Genomic DNA, 16,464 nt, shown 5'->3' on the forward strand with positions numbered 1-16,464 from the left:
ACTTCATACTCAATCTGATCGATGGTGATGACACAATCGATGGAAACGCGCCTTTCAATTTCAAGGAGGAAGTGTTTTTGAATCTCCTCATCAGTAAGACGCCTGATGCGTTCGGGTTCTGAAAAGAAGCGATCCTGTGGAGAAGACCCTTTAAGTGAGGCGTGTGGTGACTGATTATACCTTTGGACGTAAGCTAAAAGATTACCACGCAACTCATCAAGGGAATGAAAATCYCGAATATCCAGAGCYGCAAGCCATTGATCTTTCATGGTGCGAAACCARCGTTCGATTTTTGCTTTTTGWGTTGGCGTGTAAGGCCTGTCGTAATGGAGCACTGAGCCAGTGCGCGCTGCCAACAGTTCCATTTGTTTATTCTTAAAGGAGCTACCATTGTCAAAATTGTACATCTGTGGGCGACCATATTTGGCAACAGCAGACTTCATCACCGACATAAGGTTCACAAAATTATCGTTAAAAAAGACATCGATGCCGACAATGAAACGGCTAGCATCATCAATAAGGGCAATAATGAACACTTTGTGTTTCTTACCGTCTTGCGTTTTAAGATAAGGTCCCACACTGGTATCCCCACACCAAACTTCATTGATATGAGGGCGTTCATAACGTCGCATGTCTTGATTGGTAGTGGTCTTTTGATGGATCGCAAGGTGCTTTATAAAGCGATTGACCGTTGATTCTGATAATTCAGAGGGTTTTATACTCCCAGTTTCTCGAAGCTGCCTGAAAATTGCAGCAGAAGACATACGCGGGTAGTTGGATTTAAGGTATTTAATCTGTTCTTGAAGCTCATCATCAAGTTTGCGAGACTTTCCCGTATCCGATCTAGAGGCAGGTAGTAGTGCGTCGAAACCGCCACGTTGATAACTGTTATACCAATGTTTAATGGAAGCGGGTGCAAAATGCTTAATGGTGCCCTTTGGGGTACTGACACCTTTACTTGAGGCATCACGAAAGAAAGCCTCCTTAGATTCGTATTGATCAGATAGACCAGAAATAAGTGGAGCGATGATAGAATAGCGCATCAAAGCGATTGCATGAGTTTGATCGTGAGTCATAGTATGTTCCTCCTTTAGAATTATCTTCATTATAGGAGCAAATATAAAGTTGGTCGTGTTAGGTTATGTGGGTTTTAGAAAAAGGAGATTAGGCGTTCGTTTAATCTGCATAAACTGGCGATTGAAGTTTGAAAAAGAGCGCTTTACTAAATTGTTTGAAGGGCAAAGAGGTAAAGAAGCAGCAAGGAGGCGGTTTAACCAATGACAGAGATATTGTTTAATAACATACCGAATATTGCTCTCATCGATAGAGGGCGTGTCTTCCATGATAGGCGTAAAGTCATCAGAGCGTTTATGGCAGTTTATAATACGAACTTGGTCATGGAGAGAGATCTGAGAATAAGGGACTATGGAGGCTAATAGAATGGCATGAGTTGTTTTACAAAATGAACAGATGACACGTCTGATGCGTAAGGTTACTGAAGCATCTTCATACTTAATATCACGGTTATAGTAACCATGAATAGACATGCATCCCGAATGGCCACAAATACATCCCAACTGATGATTCTGAAGATTATTTAGGACATTATCGTATAAAATTTGAGAAATAGGATTGCAATTATCCGTTAAAATCGTTATCATATGAATTGTTATAGACGAGGTCTATCTCCTCTCTGTAATGAGTTTCAGCAGAAGTCAAACTTTGGTCGGGGAGACTTCTGTTGTATGAATGAAACTTAATGTATTCATGATAACATAAGAAGTTAGCGAATAAAATAATTTGATGCATCATGCAACAGATTAAAATGTCTACTAACTTCTTTTATTTTGACTGATATGGGGTTATTCAAAAGCAGATAATGTGCTGGATTACAATGTATTGAAATACTGGTGCGCCTTGTACCTTATCCGCTTTTGATGCTGTTGAACCTTAACATTTGATGTATTGAAATTGTCGCAAGCCATGCCAATTTTGTGTTTGCTTTTTAGTTGAACCTTAACATTTGATGTATTGAAATACAGGCAATGTTCTTTTGTCGAGCTCTTTCACAGTTGTTGAACCTTAACATTTGATGTATTGAAATACAGGCAATGTTCTTTTGTCGAGCTCTTTCACAGTTGTTGAACCTTAACATTTGATGTATTGAAATACGGGTAAATAAGTAACTGTAAACAAAGGATTTCCGTTGAACCTTAACATTTGATGTATTGAAATTCTATAATTTCAGGAAGCCAAACCGATACATTTTCGTTGAACCTTAACATTTGATGTATTGAAATGATCAAATGGCTTTTAATTGCATTGACAGTCAGTGTTGAACCTTAACATTTGATGTATTGAAATTACCGAGCTCTACTGTGTAATAAGGTGCGTTATCTTTGTTGAACCTTAACATTTGATGTATTGAAATAATTTTGCATGACTAGAATATCTCTTGAACTTGATTGTTGAACCTTAACATTTGATGTATTGAAATCTATCATGATGTGCTTCACATTTTTAATGATCATGTTGAACCTTAACATTTGATGTATTGAAATACAGAAGCACATGCACTTGCATCCAAACCAATCAGGTTGAACCTTAACATTTGATGTATTGAAATTACGTTATTGTTGGCTTAATATACTTTTCTCGACTTGTTGAACCTTAACATTTGATGTATTGAAATATATAATTTCAAATATAGTGGCCAGAGGGGAGTTTGTTGAACCTTAACATTTGATGTATTGAAATGATGCACTGTTCTTTTTTTCTTTAATATTATTTACGTTGAACCTTAACATTTGATGTATTGAAATGATGCTAATAAATTAGAATAGGATTTATTAACTTTGTTGAACCTTAACATTTGATGTATTGAAATCTGAGCCATCCCAAAGCTAAAGCTCTTTAGAACCGGTGGTTTTCTTTTTACAATAAAAAAAAGATGGCTCAATCAGCCATCTCCATACATTATACATAGTTGAATCCATCAGTACCTAATCTTATCCGAAGTGCTCAGAGCAAGCATCATATCTCGATTGAGATGCTCTTTGAAAAAGGTTTTGGCTTTTTCGATTTGACTTTTTTGAAGCGCTTCGTTGATTCGGATGTGATCCTCTTGAATGAGCTTCGCATTTTGAGATTCGAAGTGATATAAATTATAGAGGAGCGTCGTCTGTGCACGCAGTTTTTTGGCTGCGATTTCAAGGCGCGAATTATTTGCGTATTTGTAAAAGACCAAGTGAAAGGCATCTGAAAACTCAGACCACTGCAGAAGGTCATTCTTTTCAAGGTGCGCAGAAGAAGTTTTAACAATCTCATCTAACTCAGCTAAAAACTCAGTTTTATGTGCATTGTGCATGGCATACTGTAGTGCAAGACAATCCAAATCACCATTAAATTCAAAGATTTCTCTGATATCTTGATCGTTTAAAGTGACCACTGTGACCCCTACATTAGAATAGTAGGTGATCAGATTATCTTCGGCAAGCCTTGTAAGAGCCTCTCTTATGGGTGTATGACTCACCTGAAAGCGTTCTTTTAAAGATTGCAAGGTCAATTTTTCACCACATCTTATTTCTTGATTTAATATATCTTCCCTTAAAACATGGTAAATCTGCTCAGATAATGTCATCTTATTAATCGCCAAAGACATAACTAACCTCCTAGAGTTTCTCAATTATACTTTAACATGTCGTGAAGCATTAGGCAACTTGGACGGATCAAATATTTGGACAAGCCACAAAGTGTCCAGGTTCCACTTCCACGAGATCAGAACAATACCCTTTGCAACTCTCTTTATGCTCGGTGCACCTTGCGGAAAAACGACAACCTGGTGCGGGGTTAATGGGACTAAAGACTTCACCTTTCACCACCTCGATTTTCTTGTGGCGCATCTCAGAACTCGGCACGGGAATTGCCGTGAGTAGGGCTTTCGTATAGGGATGAAGTGGGTTTTTAAAAAGTTCTTTTGAAGGGCATAATTCCACACATTGCCCAAGATACATAACAGCGATGTGCGTTGAAATATGCCTTACCACACTGAGATCATGTGTGATGAACATATAAGTTAAACCCAAATCTTTTTGAAGATCCATTAAAAGATTTAAAATTTGCGCCTGAATACTGACATCCAGAGCGGAAACGGGCTCGTCACAGACGATGAATTTGGGTTTCATGGAAATCGCCCGCGCTATGCCGATCCGTTGTCTTCTGCCGCCGTCGAGTTCGTGAGGATAAGCGCTTGCAAGTCTTTTAGAGAGCCCAACAGTGGCCATCAGCTCATCCACTTCTTGATAGACCAAAGCTTTGCTTTTAAAGACCTTGTTGATGAGCAGGGGTTCGGCAATCAGATCACGTACCGTCATCCGTGGATTAAGTGAGGCATAAGGATCTTGAAAGATGATCTGCATATCTTTTCGAACCTTGGACAGTTCTGCGCCGCTTAAAGTTGTCAAATCCACCCCATCATAGAGGACTTGTCCAGAAGTGGGCTCTATAAGCCTTAAAATTGTACGCCCTAAAGTACTCTTGCCGCAGCCAGATTCGCCGACGACGCCAAGCGTTTCACCTTTTGGAATGTGGAGGCTTACATCATCGATTGCGTGAAGATGTCCTTCTTTTACAGGAAAATATTTTTTCAAATGTCTAATTTCAATCAGATTTTCATTCATAAGGACACCTTCTTTTGGTTGAATAAATGACATTTGATCTCATGTGTCTCGCTCATCTTAATCAAAGGCGGATTTTGATCACAAATAGTCATGGCATGGGGGCATCTGGGTTTAAATTTACAGCCTTCTGGTAATTGAGTGGGATCGGGCATGAGGCCCTCGATCGTATAGAGACGTTCACACTCACTCACTAAGCTGGGAATTGCACCAAAGAGGCCCACCGTGTAAGGGTGATGTTCAGGATCGTCGAAAATAGCTTCCATTAAACCGTATTCGATGATTTCACCTGCATACATAACCGCCACATAATCACATGTTTGTGCCACTACGCCAAGGTCATGCGTAATCATGATCATGGCTGTATTGAGGGATAACTTCAATTCTTTAATCATCTGTAGTACTTGGGCTTGAATCGTTACATCTAGCGCGGTGGTGGGTTCATCTGCAATGATGAGCTTAGGCCGACATGCCAGTGCTATGGCAATCACCACACGTTGTTTCATACCGCCTGAGAATTGATGGGGGTAATCTTTTTTTCTAAAAGCGGGAATCCCCACAAGCTCTAAACTTTGATTTACTTGATCTTCGATTTGATCGCGTGTTAAATGATCATTGTTGTGCAGAATTAGGGCTTCGGCGATTTGTTTGCCAACTGGAATGACTGGGTTGAGCGCAGTCATGGGGTCTTGAAAAATCATGGAGATGTTTTCGCCCCGAATCGTGCGCATTTCTTTCTCGGATAAATCGAGTAGATTTTTCTCTTCAAAGTATACCGAGCCAGCGCTGATGCGCCCTGTGCGATCGGGTAATAACCGCATAATGGATAAAGCCGTTGTTGTTTTTCCGGCACCTGTTTCGCCTACAATGCCAAGGGTTTCGCCCTTGTTGAGCGTTAATGAAATGTTGTTGACCGCATGTACGGTTTCTAAATCTGTTTGATAGATCACGGTTAAATCTTCAATTCTTAAGAGTGGTGTTTTCAAAATAATCCCCCTTTCCAGTTAATTTTTAAGTTTAGGATCAAGTGCATCCCGTAGACCATCGCCCACAAGGTTAAAAGACAATGCCGCGATGAGAATCATGATGCCAGGAAAATAGAGTAGATAAGGGGCTTTAAACATATATTGTCTCGCTTCTGAAAGCAATGCACCCCATTCAGGCGCAGGGGGTTGAACACCCATACCGATAAAGGACAATCCCGCCGCAGATAAAATCATGACGGCAATGCTCATCGTGGTGTTTACGATGATCGGGCCCATAGCGTTTGGCAAGATGTATTTGAGTATAATTCTAAAATCGGATGCATTATAAGAAAGAGCAGCTTCGATGTAGTCTTGATCCGCCACAGAGATCACCACCGAGCGCACGAGTCTAACCGTACTGGGGATGCAAGAGACGGTAATGGCGATTAAAAGATTGCGTAAATTCGCGCCCAAAGCGGCTACGACGGCCAGAGACAAAAGCACTGGGGGGACCGACATGATGACATCCATCAGTCGCATGACGATATTGTCAAACCGACCGCCATAGTAACCGCAAAATGCGCCGAGTAATCCGCCTATGATTAAGGAGATAAAACTCGTGGAAATCCCTATGAGTAACGAATATCTGGATCCGTGGATGACACGTGCTGCAAAATCTCGCCCTAAGTGATCCGTCCCAAAAGGGTGTTCAAAGCTCGGTGTCAAAAGACGATTTGCACCGACTTGTGTGATTGCTTTTTCATAAGGCATGAGTAAATCGGCAAAGATGGCCAGAAAGAGGATGATCATAAGAAGTCCTAGGCCTAACATAGCCGCTTTATTTTTTTTGAATCGCCGCCAAATTTCATGAAGCGGATGATTATCGCGAAGTAGTTTTAGTTTCAAAGTGACCTCCTATTTGGCATATTTAGATTTTATTCTCGGATCGATAAAAGCATAGAGTAAATCGATGATCAGCATAATCATTGAGAAAAGGAAAGCAAGTAAAAGTGTACTTGCCAGAACGACAGGCACATCTTTTTGTCTTATGGCTGTGACGATATGTGTGCCGAGGCCAGGCATACCGAACACAGATTCTATGATGATCGCACCACCGAGTGAAGCACCAAAATTCATGCCAAGTGAAGTAATAACGGGTAAGAGTGCGTTTTTAAGTGCATGGTTGATGATGATGCTCTGTTCTGAGGCCCCTTTTGCACGGGCTGTACGAATGTAGTCTTGTCTTATGGTTTCAAGCATGGTAGAGCGAGTAAGTCTTAAGAGTCCAGCGGCACTGCCCACCGACAGTGTGATCGTCGGCAAAATAAAGTGTTTCCAAGTATCGACGCCATTTGAAGGCAACCATCCAAGCTTTAAAGAGAATAAGAGCATGAGCATAAGGCCGAACCAAAATCCAGGGATTGCCGCAAAAAACATGGCTAAAATGGTAAAAAAGCTGTCGACGTAAGAATACTGTTTAACCGCTGAAATAATCCCTAAAGTGATTCCAAAAATGGAACTCAAGATAATCGAGAAAACAGCCAGTTTCACAGTATGTGGAAAACGAGATAGGATTTCCACAAAGACAGGAGTCTGGGTTCTGTAAGAGATGCCAAAATCGAAATGGAGTACGATATCTTTGACATAATTAAAAAAGCGCATTAAAAAAGGTTGATCATAGCCCAGTTCCATATTGAGACGTGCGATATCTTGCTTATCTGCCGTCATGCCGAGGATCAATGTACCGGGATCTCCAGGCGTTAGTGACATGATTGCAAAGACTAGAAAAACAGCCCCAATTAGAACAGGGATGGTTAATAAGAGACGCTGTGTGACATATTTGAACATTTATTTCCCCCCAATCACTGAATTTTTTATAAGCTTAGCACAAATTTTTAACCGCATCAATAGATTTTGCAAAATATAAGTTGCAACATTGAGAATATTCTGATAATATGTGTCCATAAATACTAACCGAGAAAGGAAGCTAAGTGAATCTAATGAAATGGCATTACAAATCAGAAGTAGACCAAACGTATTATTATGAAAGCGATGTCCTAGTGCTTGGTGGTGGTATTGCAGGGTGCATGGCGGCTATAGCAGCTGCGGAGAAGGGGTGCAAAGTCACCATTGTTGAAAAGGCAGGCATTAAGCGAAGTGGTGCAGGCGGATCGGGTTGTGATCATTGGGAGAACGCTGCAACCAATCCAGGTTCCACTGTGACGCCAGAAGAATTAACCCATGCGATGCTCGATGATAATGATGGCTATAACAATGCCATTTCTCATTATATTGAAGCGAGAGAGGGTTGGGATAGACTTTCAGAAATCGAAAAGATAGGCGGCAAGATCAGAGATGATGTGGACCAGTTTAAGGGTGCAGCCTTTAGAGATGAAGCGACGAAGCTCCTTTATGCCTATGATTATGAGAGTAAAATTACACTTAGAATTTGGGGCACGACTTTTAAACCCGCAATGGTTAAAAGGCTTAAAGAACTGGGCGTAACGATCGTAGAACATACTATGATTACGGCCTTGCGATCACAACACAGTGAGCAGGGCAACAAGACCCTGTGTACAGGTGCCATAGGCATCCAAACGCGAACAGGTGCTTTTCAAGTTTTTTCAGCCAAATCGGTGATCATGGCGATGTCAAGACCTGCAAGGATTTGGTTGTTTTCTGCAGCATACCCTGGAATTTGTGAATTTAGACCGATGTCATGTATCGGAGATGGACACGCAATGGGCTGGCGTATTGGTGCAGAATTTAATATGATGGAAAAATCGGTTAGAGCGCAATTTTCATCTTCTGGAAGATCATTTCCACCGTATAGTACTGGCAATAACCACAACACTTGGTATCCGGCTTCTATAATAGATGCCAGTGGGCAAGAGGTTCCCTATCAAGATCGAGACGGCAATATTTTAAAGACCTTTGATGAACGGGTAAGACCCTCAGCGGATCAAGCCTATTTTCTCAAAGGCGGTAACATCGAACAGGCAAAATACAAGTACGACGGGCCAGAGACCATGCCTTATGAAATCTTGAGCAAGAAAGGGTATAAATTGCCTTTTTATGCGGATTTGACGGAGATGCCTCAACTTGAACGCGATGTCATCTGGGGCATGATGGTGGGCGAAGAAGGCAAGACGAAAATTCCTGTATTAGAGAATCACAGAAGGGCTGGATTTGATCCTAAAAAGCACGTCTTACAATGCTACGGTGTCGGTTGGCAGAGTGCAGCATTTTTACCTCAAGAAAGGCAACTCTTTGGGCTCCCTGGTGGGTTCATGAATGATTGGCATCTTGAAACGAACATAGAGGGACTTTATGCGGCTGGGGATGCACTCTTTGCATCGAACTGTTATGGTCATGCGGCGGCAACGGGCAGCTATGCAGGGCGACATGCAGCAGATGGGGCAAAAAATAGAAAGTTATATCCACCAGAACGCGATGTGGACAAAATTTCGGAAGAAAGAGAACGCCTCTATGCACCCCTTTATAGAGCTTATGATCAAGGAATGTCTTGGAAAGAGTTGAATCACGGGATTTCTAAGACCATGCAGCTTTATTGTGGAGAAATCAAGGAAGAATCTTTGCTAAAAGCAGGTTTGGCAGTTCTAAAAGACTATGAGAGCACTTGTTTACCGATGGCAGTGGCATCGAATCCACATGAACTCATGCGTCTTTTAGAAGTGTATAATATTTTAACGGTTTCGCAGATGGTAATTGAAGCTTCTTTGGCGAGAAAGAAAAGCTGCGAAAAACTTGAATTTTTTAGAAGCGATAGCGATGAAACAGTACGAGAAGCGTTTGTCGTCATTCGAAAAGAGGGCAATCAAGTGCTTCACCGAAATGTCCCTTTGAACTATGCAGGGGATGATTTGAAAAAACAGTATGCACATTATAATGAAACAATCAAAGGAGTTGAGACGAATTAGTACTTTATTTGAATTTAGAAAAGTAGAACCCGCTAAGCCAATTGTCATAAACGATGATTGTATAGGTTGCTTAAGATGTGTTGACAGCTGTCCGATTGATATTTTTATGCCATCATCTGAGCAAGGTGGCATCCCTATAGTGGCTTATCCAGATGAATGCTGGTATTGCGGTGCATGTGCAATGGAGTGCCCTAAAAATGCCATTACGTTAACCCATCCGCTGATGAATCGACCTAAATGGGTTGCAAAGGATACGTTGAAATAAGATAAGTTAAAATAAGATACTGTAAAATAAAGGAGGTGTTTTTTATGGCATTGTTAAAAAAATTAACGCAGCTCTGGGGCGTGGCTGGACGAGAGAAAGCAGTACATGACTTTATCAAAAATGAAATTATTTCAGATGTGGATCAATGTTATTCGGATGCACTTGGCAATTTAATCGCTGTGAAAAAGGGCAATGGTCGTGGTAAAAAAATTATGATTGCAGCACATATGGATGAAATCGGTCTACAAGTCACTAAAATAGAACCAGATGGTAGAATCAAAGCCCATTCAGTGGGATGGGTTTGGGCATCGGCCGTCTATAACGACAAGGTTGTATTTCAAAATGGCACAGTGGGCGTTGTGGGGTGCGAGGGTAAAATCGAGGATGCTAAAAACGATACGACCAAGCTCTACATTGATATCGGCTGTACCTCTAAAGAAGAAACATTAAAATATGTCAATATCGGCGATTATTGCGGTTTTATGGGGCCTTATCACGAAATGAAGGACCAAAAGATCTGTGCTAAATCCATAGACGATCGGGTGGGCTGTTATATTCTCATTGAAGCGATCAAACAGATTAAGGCACCTACTGAAAACGATCTCTATTTTGTCTTTACAGTTCAAGAAGAAGTGGGTTGTAGAGGGGCAGTAGTAGCGGCCGAACGCATAAAGCCAGACATCGGTATCGCCATAGACATCACACCAGATCATATTTATCCGAGTGATCTCTCTGGATCAAATGCAGTGGGCGAAGGTGTTGCGATCAAGGTTGGTGATCCTTCGGCGATGATTGATGAGGCGCTACTCAATCAAATGATAAATTGCTGTGAAAAACATGAAATCAAATATCAAAGGGATGTAATGGACCGCGGTGGAACGGATATTTCCAGTATCAACCGTTCAAATTATGGGGTAAGAGTGGCTGGCATATCCATCGTCACGAGATATCCACACAGCCAGAGTGCGCTTATATCGCTTGAGGACGTGACACACGCGATTAATCTTGTAAAGCACTATGTAACGGAACCGTTTGTGTTCGAGGATACAATTTATAAATAAAGGATGAGCAAGGGGGCTTAGTATGAAAAGAAGTTTAGCATTAATTCTAATGTTGTTGATGGTTCTATCAATGACGACAGCATGTGGGGGCACAAAAGCAGAAGTAAAGACGGATGCTGATGGCGCATCAGCAAGTGTACCAGGCGCACAACCAGAAAGTAGCAATGCGGGACCAACCGCTGCTGTGGTTAAGGATACTTTGACTGTGGCGATTAAAGCAGATGTCACTACATTTCACCCATCAGATATAAGCACAACTGTGGAAATGGATGTTACTGATCAAATTTACGACAAATTGATGGATTTTTCAAATGAAGGCAATGGCGAATATGTGCCAAGAATTGCTAAAAGTTATGAAATTAGTGAAGATGGCCTTGTGTATACCTTTCATTTAAGAGACGATGTCACTTTTCACGATGGCAGTAAGTTAACCGCTGAAGATGTTAAATTTTCAGCAGAACTCTATCAAAATTCTAAATTTCAAGGGGCTTTAGCAGAGGGGCTTTCGGAAATTGAAGTGATTGATGCCACCACCATTGCCTTTAAAACAGCAGAGCCGTATTCACCTTTTCTAGAAAACATTATCGGCATTCATATCGCTTCAAAAGCTTACCACGATGCCGTTGATGAAAATGCTTTTACAAGCAAACCCATAGGTTCAGGGGCGTATAAAGTCAGTTCACATGAACTGGGCAGCCGAATCGTACTCGAGGCATATGAAGGCTATTATGAGGGCGTGGCTCGCATTAAAGAAGTGACATTTAAAGTGCTTTCAGATGACACAACAGTGGCTATAGCACTTCAAACAGGTGAAATCGATTTTGCTTCAATTTCTGAATCGAATTATGCCAATTTAGAGGGCATTGACGAAATCGTTGTGGAAAGTGTGCCCATGTCACGGTTTGGATTTATTTCATTAAATCATGAAAAATCCCCTTACAGCGAAGTGAAATTTAGACAGGCAGTTGCCTATGCCATCAATCGTGATAACTTGATAGAACTTGCAATGGATGGTTTTGGAACAGTAAATTCCAATATTTTAAGTCCAATGCGTTTTGGTTATTCGGAAGATCAATTTCAGTATACGTACGATCCAGAAAAAGCAAAACAGTTGCTTTCAGAAGCTGGAATTAAAACACCTTATGATTTAGGGGTCATGTATGTAGCAGACAGTTATAGCACACATGCGCAAGTCATTCAAAGTGATCTTGCAGCAGTGGGTCTTAATGTAACGCTTGAAATCTTAGAGTTTAATGCTTATCTTGATAAATTAATGAATGGAGAGTGTGGGATCACAATGCTGTCGATGAGTCTTGAAGGTTCAACTCAACAGTATGCCATGGCGTTTAAATCAGAGTATGTGGGTGCCGCTAACAACGTTAGATATGTGAACCCAGAAATTGATACTTTGTTTGATACTGCTGCTAAAGAAATTGATTCTGATAAACGCTATAAGTTGTATAATGAAATCTTTACCAAAGTACAGGATGAAGCCGTGTACGTGGTACTCTACAACAGTATAGGTCTATATGCGCATCAAATTGACTTAAGATGCCATCCTTTTATACTCGAAGGGCGTATCAGAATTTATGACTTTGAGTGGTTGAAATAGTGAGTATAGGAGATCAAATGTATTTATTTAAAAATATCAGCCTCATTTCCATGTGTGATGGGGCTGATATTAAATCCAATATGGAAGCTAATATGGAACCTAATATGGAAGCAAATATGGATGTTCTCGTTCAAGATGGGCTGATCGCTGAAATCGGTCAGGCTATAAAGGCAGAGGGCGCCGAGATTATTGAGGGCAAAGGCTATTATCTGATGCCCTCTTTATTTGATGCACATGCACATCTCAATTCAAGTGAAATGTGCAACTTGTTTATCGCAAACGGCATTACGAGCATTCGACATTTAAGTGGTGGCGATAAAGCAATGTCTTATGCCAAAGCCATTGAAACAGGTTGCGTCATTGGACCAAGTGTCTATGCTTCGGGTCCTATTTATGATGGGAGTGATGCGCTTGACAAGAAATCTGCATATCGCTATATCGACAGTATTGAATCGGCAGAAAAAGCCGTAATAGATACTGTAAGTGCAGGTTATAGATGGGTTAAAACATACCCTTCGATTAAACCTGAGCACCTAAAGGCCCTTATGGCAAAAGCAAATGAAATGGACATCAAAGTCTGTGGTCATATGAGCTACACTGTTGATAGTAAGATGCTTTGTGACTGGGGCTATCATTGTTGTGAGCACAGCAGTAGCTTGCCAAATGAGCCTCAGTCTATTCAGTATCTGGCTGAGGCAGGCATGTGGTTTTGTCCCACTCAAGTGGTTTGCGAGACGTTACCGGATTATGTCTGGGCGGGGAAAAAGCTTGAAGACTTAAAATATTATGAATACGTTCCAGATGTTATACGTCAGTTCTGGGAGACAAAAAATCAAGAGATCATCCGCGGCTATAAAAAGCGCGGGATGAAACCAGATATCCATGTCGTTATCGAACGCGGTAAAACGTTTATGAAGTATTCTGATAAGGTCATGGCGGGGAGTGATACTATGTATCCTGGAATTATTGCGGGATTCTCACTTCACGATGAGCTTGAAAAGTTGGTCGAGCTGTACGGTCAAACACCTTATGAGGTTTTAAAAATGGCTACGGTAAATCCCGCGCGATATATCGGTCTAGCGGATCATAAAGGCGGTATTCAAGTGGGTTATGATGCGGATTTATTACTACTCAGAGAAAATCCTCTAACGGCGATTTCAAATACGCGTCAGATTGAAGGTGTTATGAAAAAAGGACAGTACTTTGACCGAAAAAAATTAGATATACTTTTAAGATCTGCAAAAGAAGAACCTGTGGCTTTTTTTGAGCCACTTTTTTGAAGGCGGTTTTCGAATGCATTATAAAAGAACAGCGGAAGAAAAACAGAATATCATAAAGATTTTAATCATGTTTGCTAAAGGCATGGGTATGGGGATTGTAGTGATGCTTGTAATTATCGCCTTTTATCATCTTTTTTAAGCAAGAATTGTGGAGCAAATGCGCTATGCAATTTGGTATAATAAACCCAAAGACGATAAGAGGAGATTTTGAATGATAAAATACTATGGTGCACGTGCGCATGATTTTGGGCATATAAAAACGGATGAATTGATCGCCAAGTTGGTGGAGCATCATATAGACGGGGTTCAATTGGCCCCTTTAAAATTGTTTAAAGACTTGACTTCTCATGAAGCCTTTATCGAAGGGCATTTCAAAAATGAGGTATTGAGCGCCTTTAGAGAATCGGGAAAACAGATACACGTACTGGGGTGCTATTTAAACCAGACACACCCAGATGCTGCTAAACGTGCGCAGTTTAAAGCCATCGTAAAAGGTTATATTGATGTGGCTTCACTGGATCGCAAGACTTGTGAATGTGTTGCAACAGAGAGTTTCACCCTTAACGCTGACGGGAGTCCTCATCTGGATGATCACAACGACATCGGCTATAAGGCCTTTTTAAAAGAGGTTCTTGAAATTGTGGAATACGCAGAAGAAAAAGGGGTGGATTTTGCAGTTGAACCCGCACATCACCATATCCTCTATGATATCAAGACGACCCAAAGACTGATCACTGATGTGGCATCACCGAGACTTAAGCTCATCTTTGATCCCTGTAATTTGATGACAACAGAGCTTGCGATGAAACAAGAACAATTTTTTGAAGCCTTTCTAACGCAATTTGAAACGCATATTTTGGACTTGCATTTAAAGGATTTTGAATATGTAGAGGGTCATAAAAAGTTTCTCAGTGCTGGGAATGGGGCTTTAAAGTACAAGGCATTATATGAGTTGGTGCAGAAACAGAAATCTCCCATCAACGTCCTGCTAGAAGAATTTGATAAAAACCAAATTCTAAAGGCGATAAGTCATATGAAACAATTCTAACTTTTTTTTAAGTCAGATGAATGGATACGCCTTAAAATTGGGTAAGTATGTATAAATGTGAACATATGGACAGGGAGGCATACATGGAGAAGTTATTTGTACTTGGTGACAGTGGGCTTGTGGGAAGTGCTATCATAAAACGCCTTAAGGCGGATTATGAGATCATAGGGGTTTCAAGAGACCCTATAGCAGAGGCGAAGTGGAAGCACTTGAAATTTGATCTTGAATCGGACCGTTTACTGCCTATACTAGAGGCGACACAACCCAGTGCCGTTATTTCATGCACAAGAGGCGATTTTGAAAAACAGATGGAGACGCATCGTGAAATAGTCCAGTATGCCACTAAGGCAAAGGCTAAGGTCTACTTTTTTTCAACAGCCAACGTTTTCGATGGTGCCCCTGATTCTATAAAGATGGAAACAGATTTGGTCAATGCCACATCGGCATATGGCCGTTTTAAAATGGATTGTGAGAAACTTTTAATGGAGGGACTAAAGCAAAATGCCATCATTTTGAGATTACCCATGGTCTTTGGCGAAAATGGGCCGAGAGTTAAAGCCATTATCGCTGCGATTCAAAATGAAAAGAGCGTAGAACTCTATGAAAATTTAATTTTTACATCCATTTGGGATACGCAATTGGCCCATATGTTTAAACATATATTGACATCTGATCTAAAAGGAATTTTTCATCTCACCTCAAAAGATGCAATGGATCACGTCTCTTTTTATGGTAAATTTTTAAGCAAAAATGCATTGACAGAAATTGGCAGTATAAAACATAAAGAACCTTATTATCTGGCACTTGGAACCCAGCGCCATGAACTTGTGGATTTTGAATATTCAAATGACGATGTGATCGATAAGATCAAAAGAGTCATTAAGAAGTACTCTAAAAATTAATGTATAATTGAATCCATGTAAAGAGAACCCCAATACTCAATGATGAGCATTAGGGTCCTTTTTTTTATAGGATTTTGAGGCAAGTCGCATCATGGCATAAAAGACACAAAATTTTACGAGGTAGTGCATGCTGTAATGTATAAGTCCAGATAAAAGGGAGATCATAGAATACTCTAAAAACGCTCCTGAAGAGGTCACAAATGCCATGATGAGAGATAAAAATACAAAAAACCTTTTTTCTAACTTTATCGATCTTTCCGTATCGTTTGCTAAATCATTTACACTTTTGTTTAAACCAAGAACCACAAAGAGCATCACAGGATAAACAATCAACATATAAATGAGATTGTAAAGATTAAAGTAATGCTGTGCAATGGCATAACAATCCAACATAAAAACTATAGATAAGGTGAAAAAAAGTGCTTTGAGAATTTGATAATCCTCTTGATGGTCGTCTTGATGGTCGTCTTGATAGTCCTCTTGTGAATCCGATTTGTCCATAGGGCCTCCGAGATTTGTAGTCAATCTATTATACTAAAAAGATGTGTTTAAACCATGGCATTTCAAAGCGTATACTCAGTCCGCTTCGCTACCTTCGTAACACTTGCACAATCCTATCGGATTGCATTCAGTGGGTGTTTGGACTCCCACTGAATTAGGCATATGAACCCCCACTTAGAAAAGTGGGGGACATCTCCTCAAGGGTTATATTAA

At 40.6% G+C, this 16,464-nt stretch carries 16 protein-coding genes and 1 CRISPR repeat array; of the genes, 8 read left to right on the plus strand and 8 right to left on the minus strand.

Annotated elements, in window-relative coordinates; genetic code table 11:
* The 7 genes from F3D3_RS21540 to F3D3_RS21565 all read right to left on the minus strand — a co-directional run.
* On the minus strand, positions 1–1,076 hold a 1,076-nt coding region (locus tag F3D3_RS21540; RefSeq protein WP_069876546.1), incomplete at its 3' end, for a DDE-type integrase/transposase/recombinase.
* A gap of 63 nt (positions 1,077–1,139) precedes the next feature.
* Positions 1,140–1,661: a DUF6431 domain-containing protein gene (locus F3D3_RS24325; protein ID WP_175438246.1), complete on the minus strand. Its 522-nt coding sequence runs from the start codon at positions 1,659–1,661 to the stop codon at positions 1,140–1,142.
* Positions 1,662–1,942: 281 nt separating this feature from the next.
* Positions 1,943–2,887: a CRISPR direct-repeat array (repeat unit 30 nt; unit sequence GTTGAACCTTAACATTTGATGTATTGAAAT).
* Between the two features lie 108 nt (positions 2,888–2,995).
* The gene (locus F3D3_RS21545; protein WP_069876508.1) at positions 2,996–3,661 is read right to left on the minus strand and encodes a GntR family transcriptional regulator; all 666 of its coding nucleotides are present in this window, start codon (positions 3,659–3,661) and stop codon (positions 2,996–2,998) included.
* A 67-nt stretch (positions 3,662–3,728) separates the two neighbouring features.
* Entirely contained in the window at positions 3,729–4,679 is a 951-nt protein-coding gene (locus F3D3_RS21550) for an ABC transporter ATP-binding protein (RefSeq protein WP_069876509.1), read from the minus strand.
* Positions 4,676–5,662 (minus strand): ABC transporter ATP-binding protein, encoded by a 987-nt coding sequence (locus F3D3_RS21555; protein WP_069876510.1) that lies wholly within the window; start codon positions 5,660–5,662, stop codon positions 4,676–4,678. The genes F3D3_RS21550 and F3D3_RS21555 overlap by 4 nt, the downstream gene beginning before the upstream one ends.
* Positions 5,663–5,680: 18 nt before the next feature.
* Positions 5,681–6,547, minus strand: coding sequence for an ABC transporter permease (locus F3D3_RS21560; protein WP_069876511.1), 867 nt, complete (start codon positions 6,545–6,547; stop codon positions 5,681–5,683).
* A gap of 9 nt (positions 6,548–6,556) precedes the next feature.
* Entirely contained in the window at positions 6,557–7,489 is a 933-nt protein-coding gene (locus F3D3_RS21565; RefSeq protein WP_069876512.1) for an ABC transporter permease, read from the minus strand.
* A 152-nt stretch (positions 7,490–7,641) separates the two neighbouring features.
* Between F3D3_RS21565 and F3D3_RS21570 the strand changes: the two genes are divergently transcribed.
* From F3D3_RS21570 to F3D3_RS21600, 8 genes are all read left to right on the plus strand, one after another.
* On the plus strand, positions 7,642–9,582 hold the full coding sequence (locus tag F3D3_RS21570) for an FAD-dependent oxidoreductase (RefSeq protein WP_084389229.1): 1,941 nt from the start codon (positions 7,642–7,644) through the stop codon (positions 9,580–9,582).
* The gene (locus tag F3D3_RS21575) at positions 9,551–9,847 is read left to right on the plus strand and encodes a ferredoxin family protein (protein ID WP_084389230.1); all 297 of its coding nucleotides are present in this window, start codon (positions 9,551–9,553) and stop codon (positions 9,845–9,847) included. The genes F3D3_RS21570 and F3D3_RS21575 overlap by 32 nt, the downstream gene beginning before the upstream one ends.
* 44 nt (positions 9,848–9,891) lie before the next feature.
* On the plus strand, positions 9,892–10,908 hold the full coding sequence (locus F3D3_RS21580; protein ID WP_069876514.1) for a M42 family metallopeptidase: 1,017 nt from the start codon (positions 9,892–9,894) through the stop codon (positions 10,906–10,908).
* Positions 10,909–10,930: 22 nt separating this feature from the next.
* The gene (locus F3D3_RS21585) at positions 10,931–12,520 is read left to right on the plus strand and encodes an ABC transporter substrate-binding protein (protein ID WP_069876515.1); all 1,590 of its coding nucleotides are present in this window, start codon (positions 10,931–10,933) and stop codon (positions 12,518–12,520) included.
* A 17-nt stretch (positions 12,521–12,537) separates the two neighbouring features.
* Positions 12,538–13,800: an amidohydrolase family protein gene (locus tag F3D3_RS21590; RefSeq protein WP_069876516.1), complete on the plus strand. Its 1,263-nt coding sequence runs from the start codon at positions 12,538–12,540 to the stop codon at positions 13,798–13,800.
* Between the two features lie 13 nt (positions 13,801–13,813).
* Entirely contained in the window at positions 13,814–13,939 is a 126-nt protein-coding gene (locus F3D3_RS24960) for a hypothetical protein (RefSeq protein ID WP_255364412.1), read from the plus strand.
* 72 nt (positions 13,940–14,011) lie between these two features.
* Positions 14,012–14,848 (plus strand): sugar phosphate isomerase/epimerase, encoded by an 837-nt coding sequence (locus tag F3D3_RS21595; RefSeq protein WP_069876517.1) that lies wholly within the window; start codon positions 14,012–14,014, stop codon positions 14,846–14,848.
* A gap of 83 nt (positions 14,849–14,931) precedes the next feature.
* Positions 14,932–15,750 (plus strand): sugar nucleotide-binding protein, encoded by an 819-nt coding sequence (locus F3D3_RS21600; RefSeq protein ID WP_069876518.1) that lies wholly within the window; start codon positions 14,932–14,934, stop codon positions 15,748–15,750.
* Positions 15,751–15,786: 36 nt separating this feature from the next.
* Here F3D3_RS21600 and F3D3_RS21605 read toward each other — a convergent pair whose 3' ends face one another.
* Positions 15,787–16,251 (minus strand): hypothetical protein, encoded by a 465-nt coding sequence (locus tag F3D3_RS21605; protein WP_069876519.1) that lies wholly within the window; start codon positions 16,249–16,251, stop codon positions 15,787–15,789.
* Positions 16,252–16,464: the final 213 nt, after the last annotated feature.

The sequence above is a fragment of the Fusibacter sp. 3D3 genome (genome assembly GCF_001748365.1).
GTDB lineage: Bacteria > Bacillota > Clostridia > Peptostreptococcales > Acidaminobacteraceae > Fusibacter_A.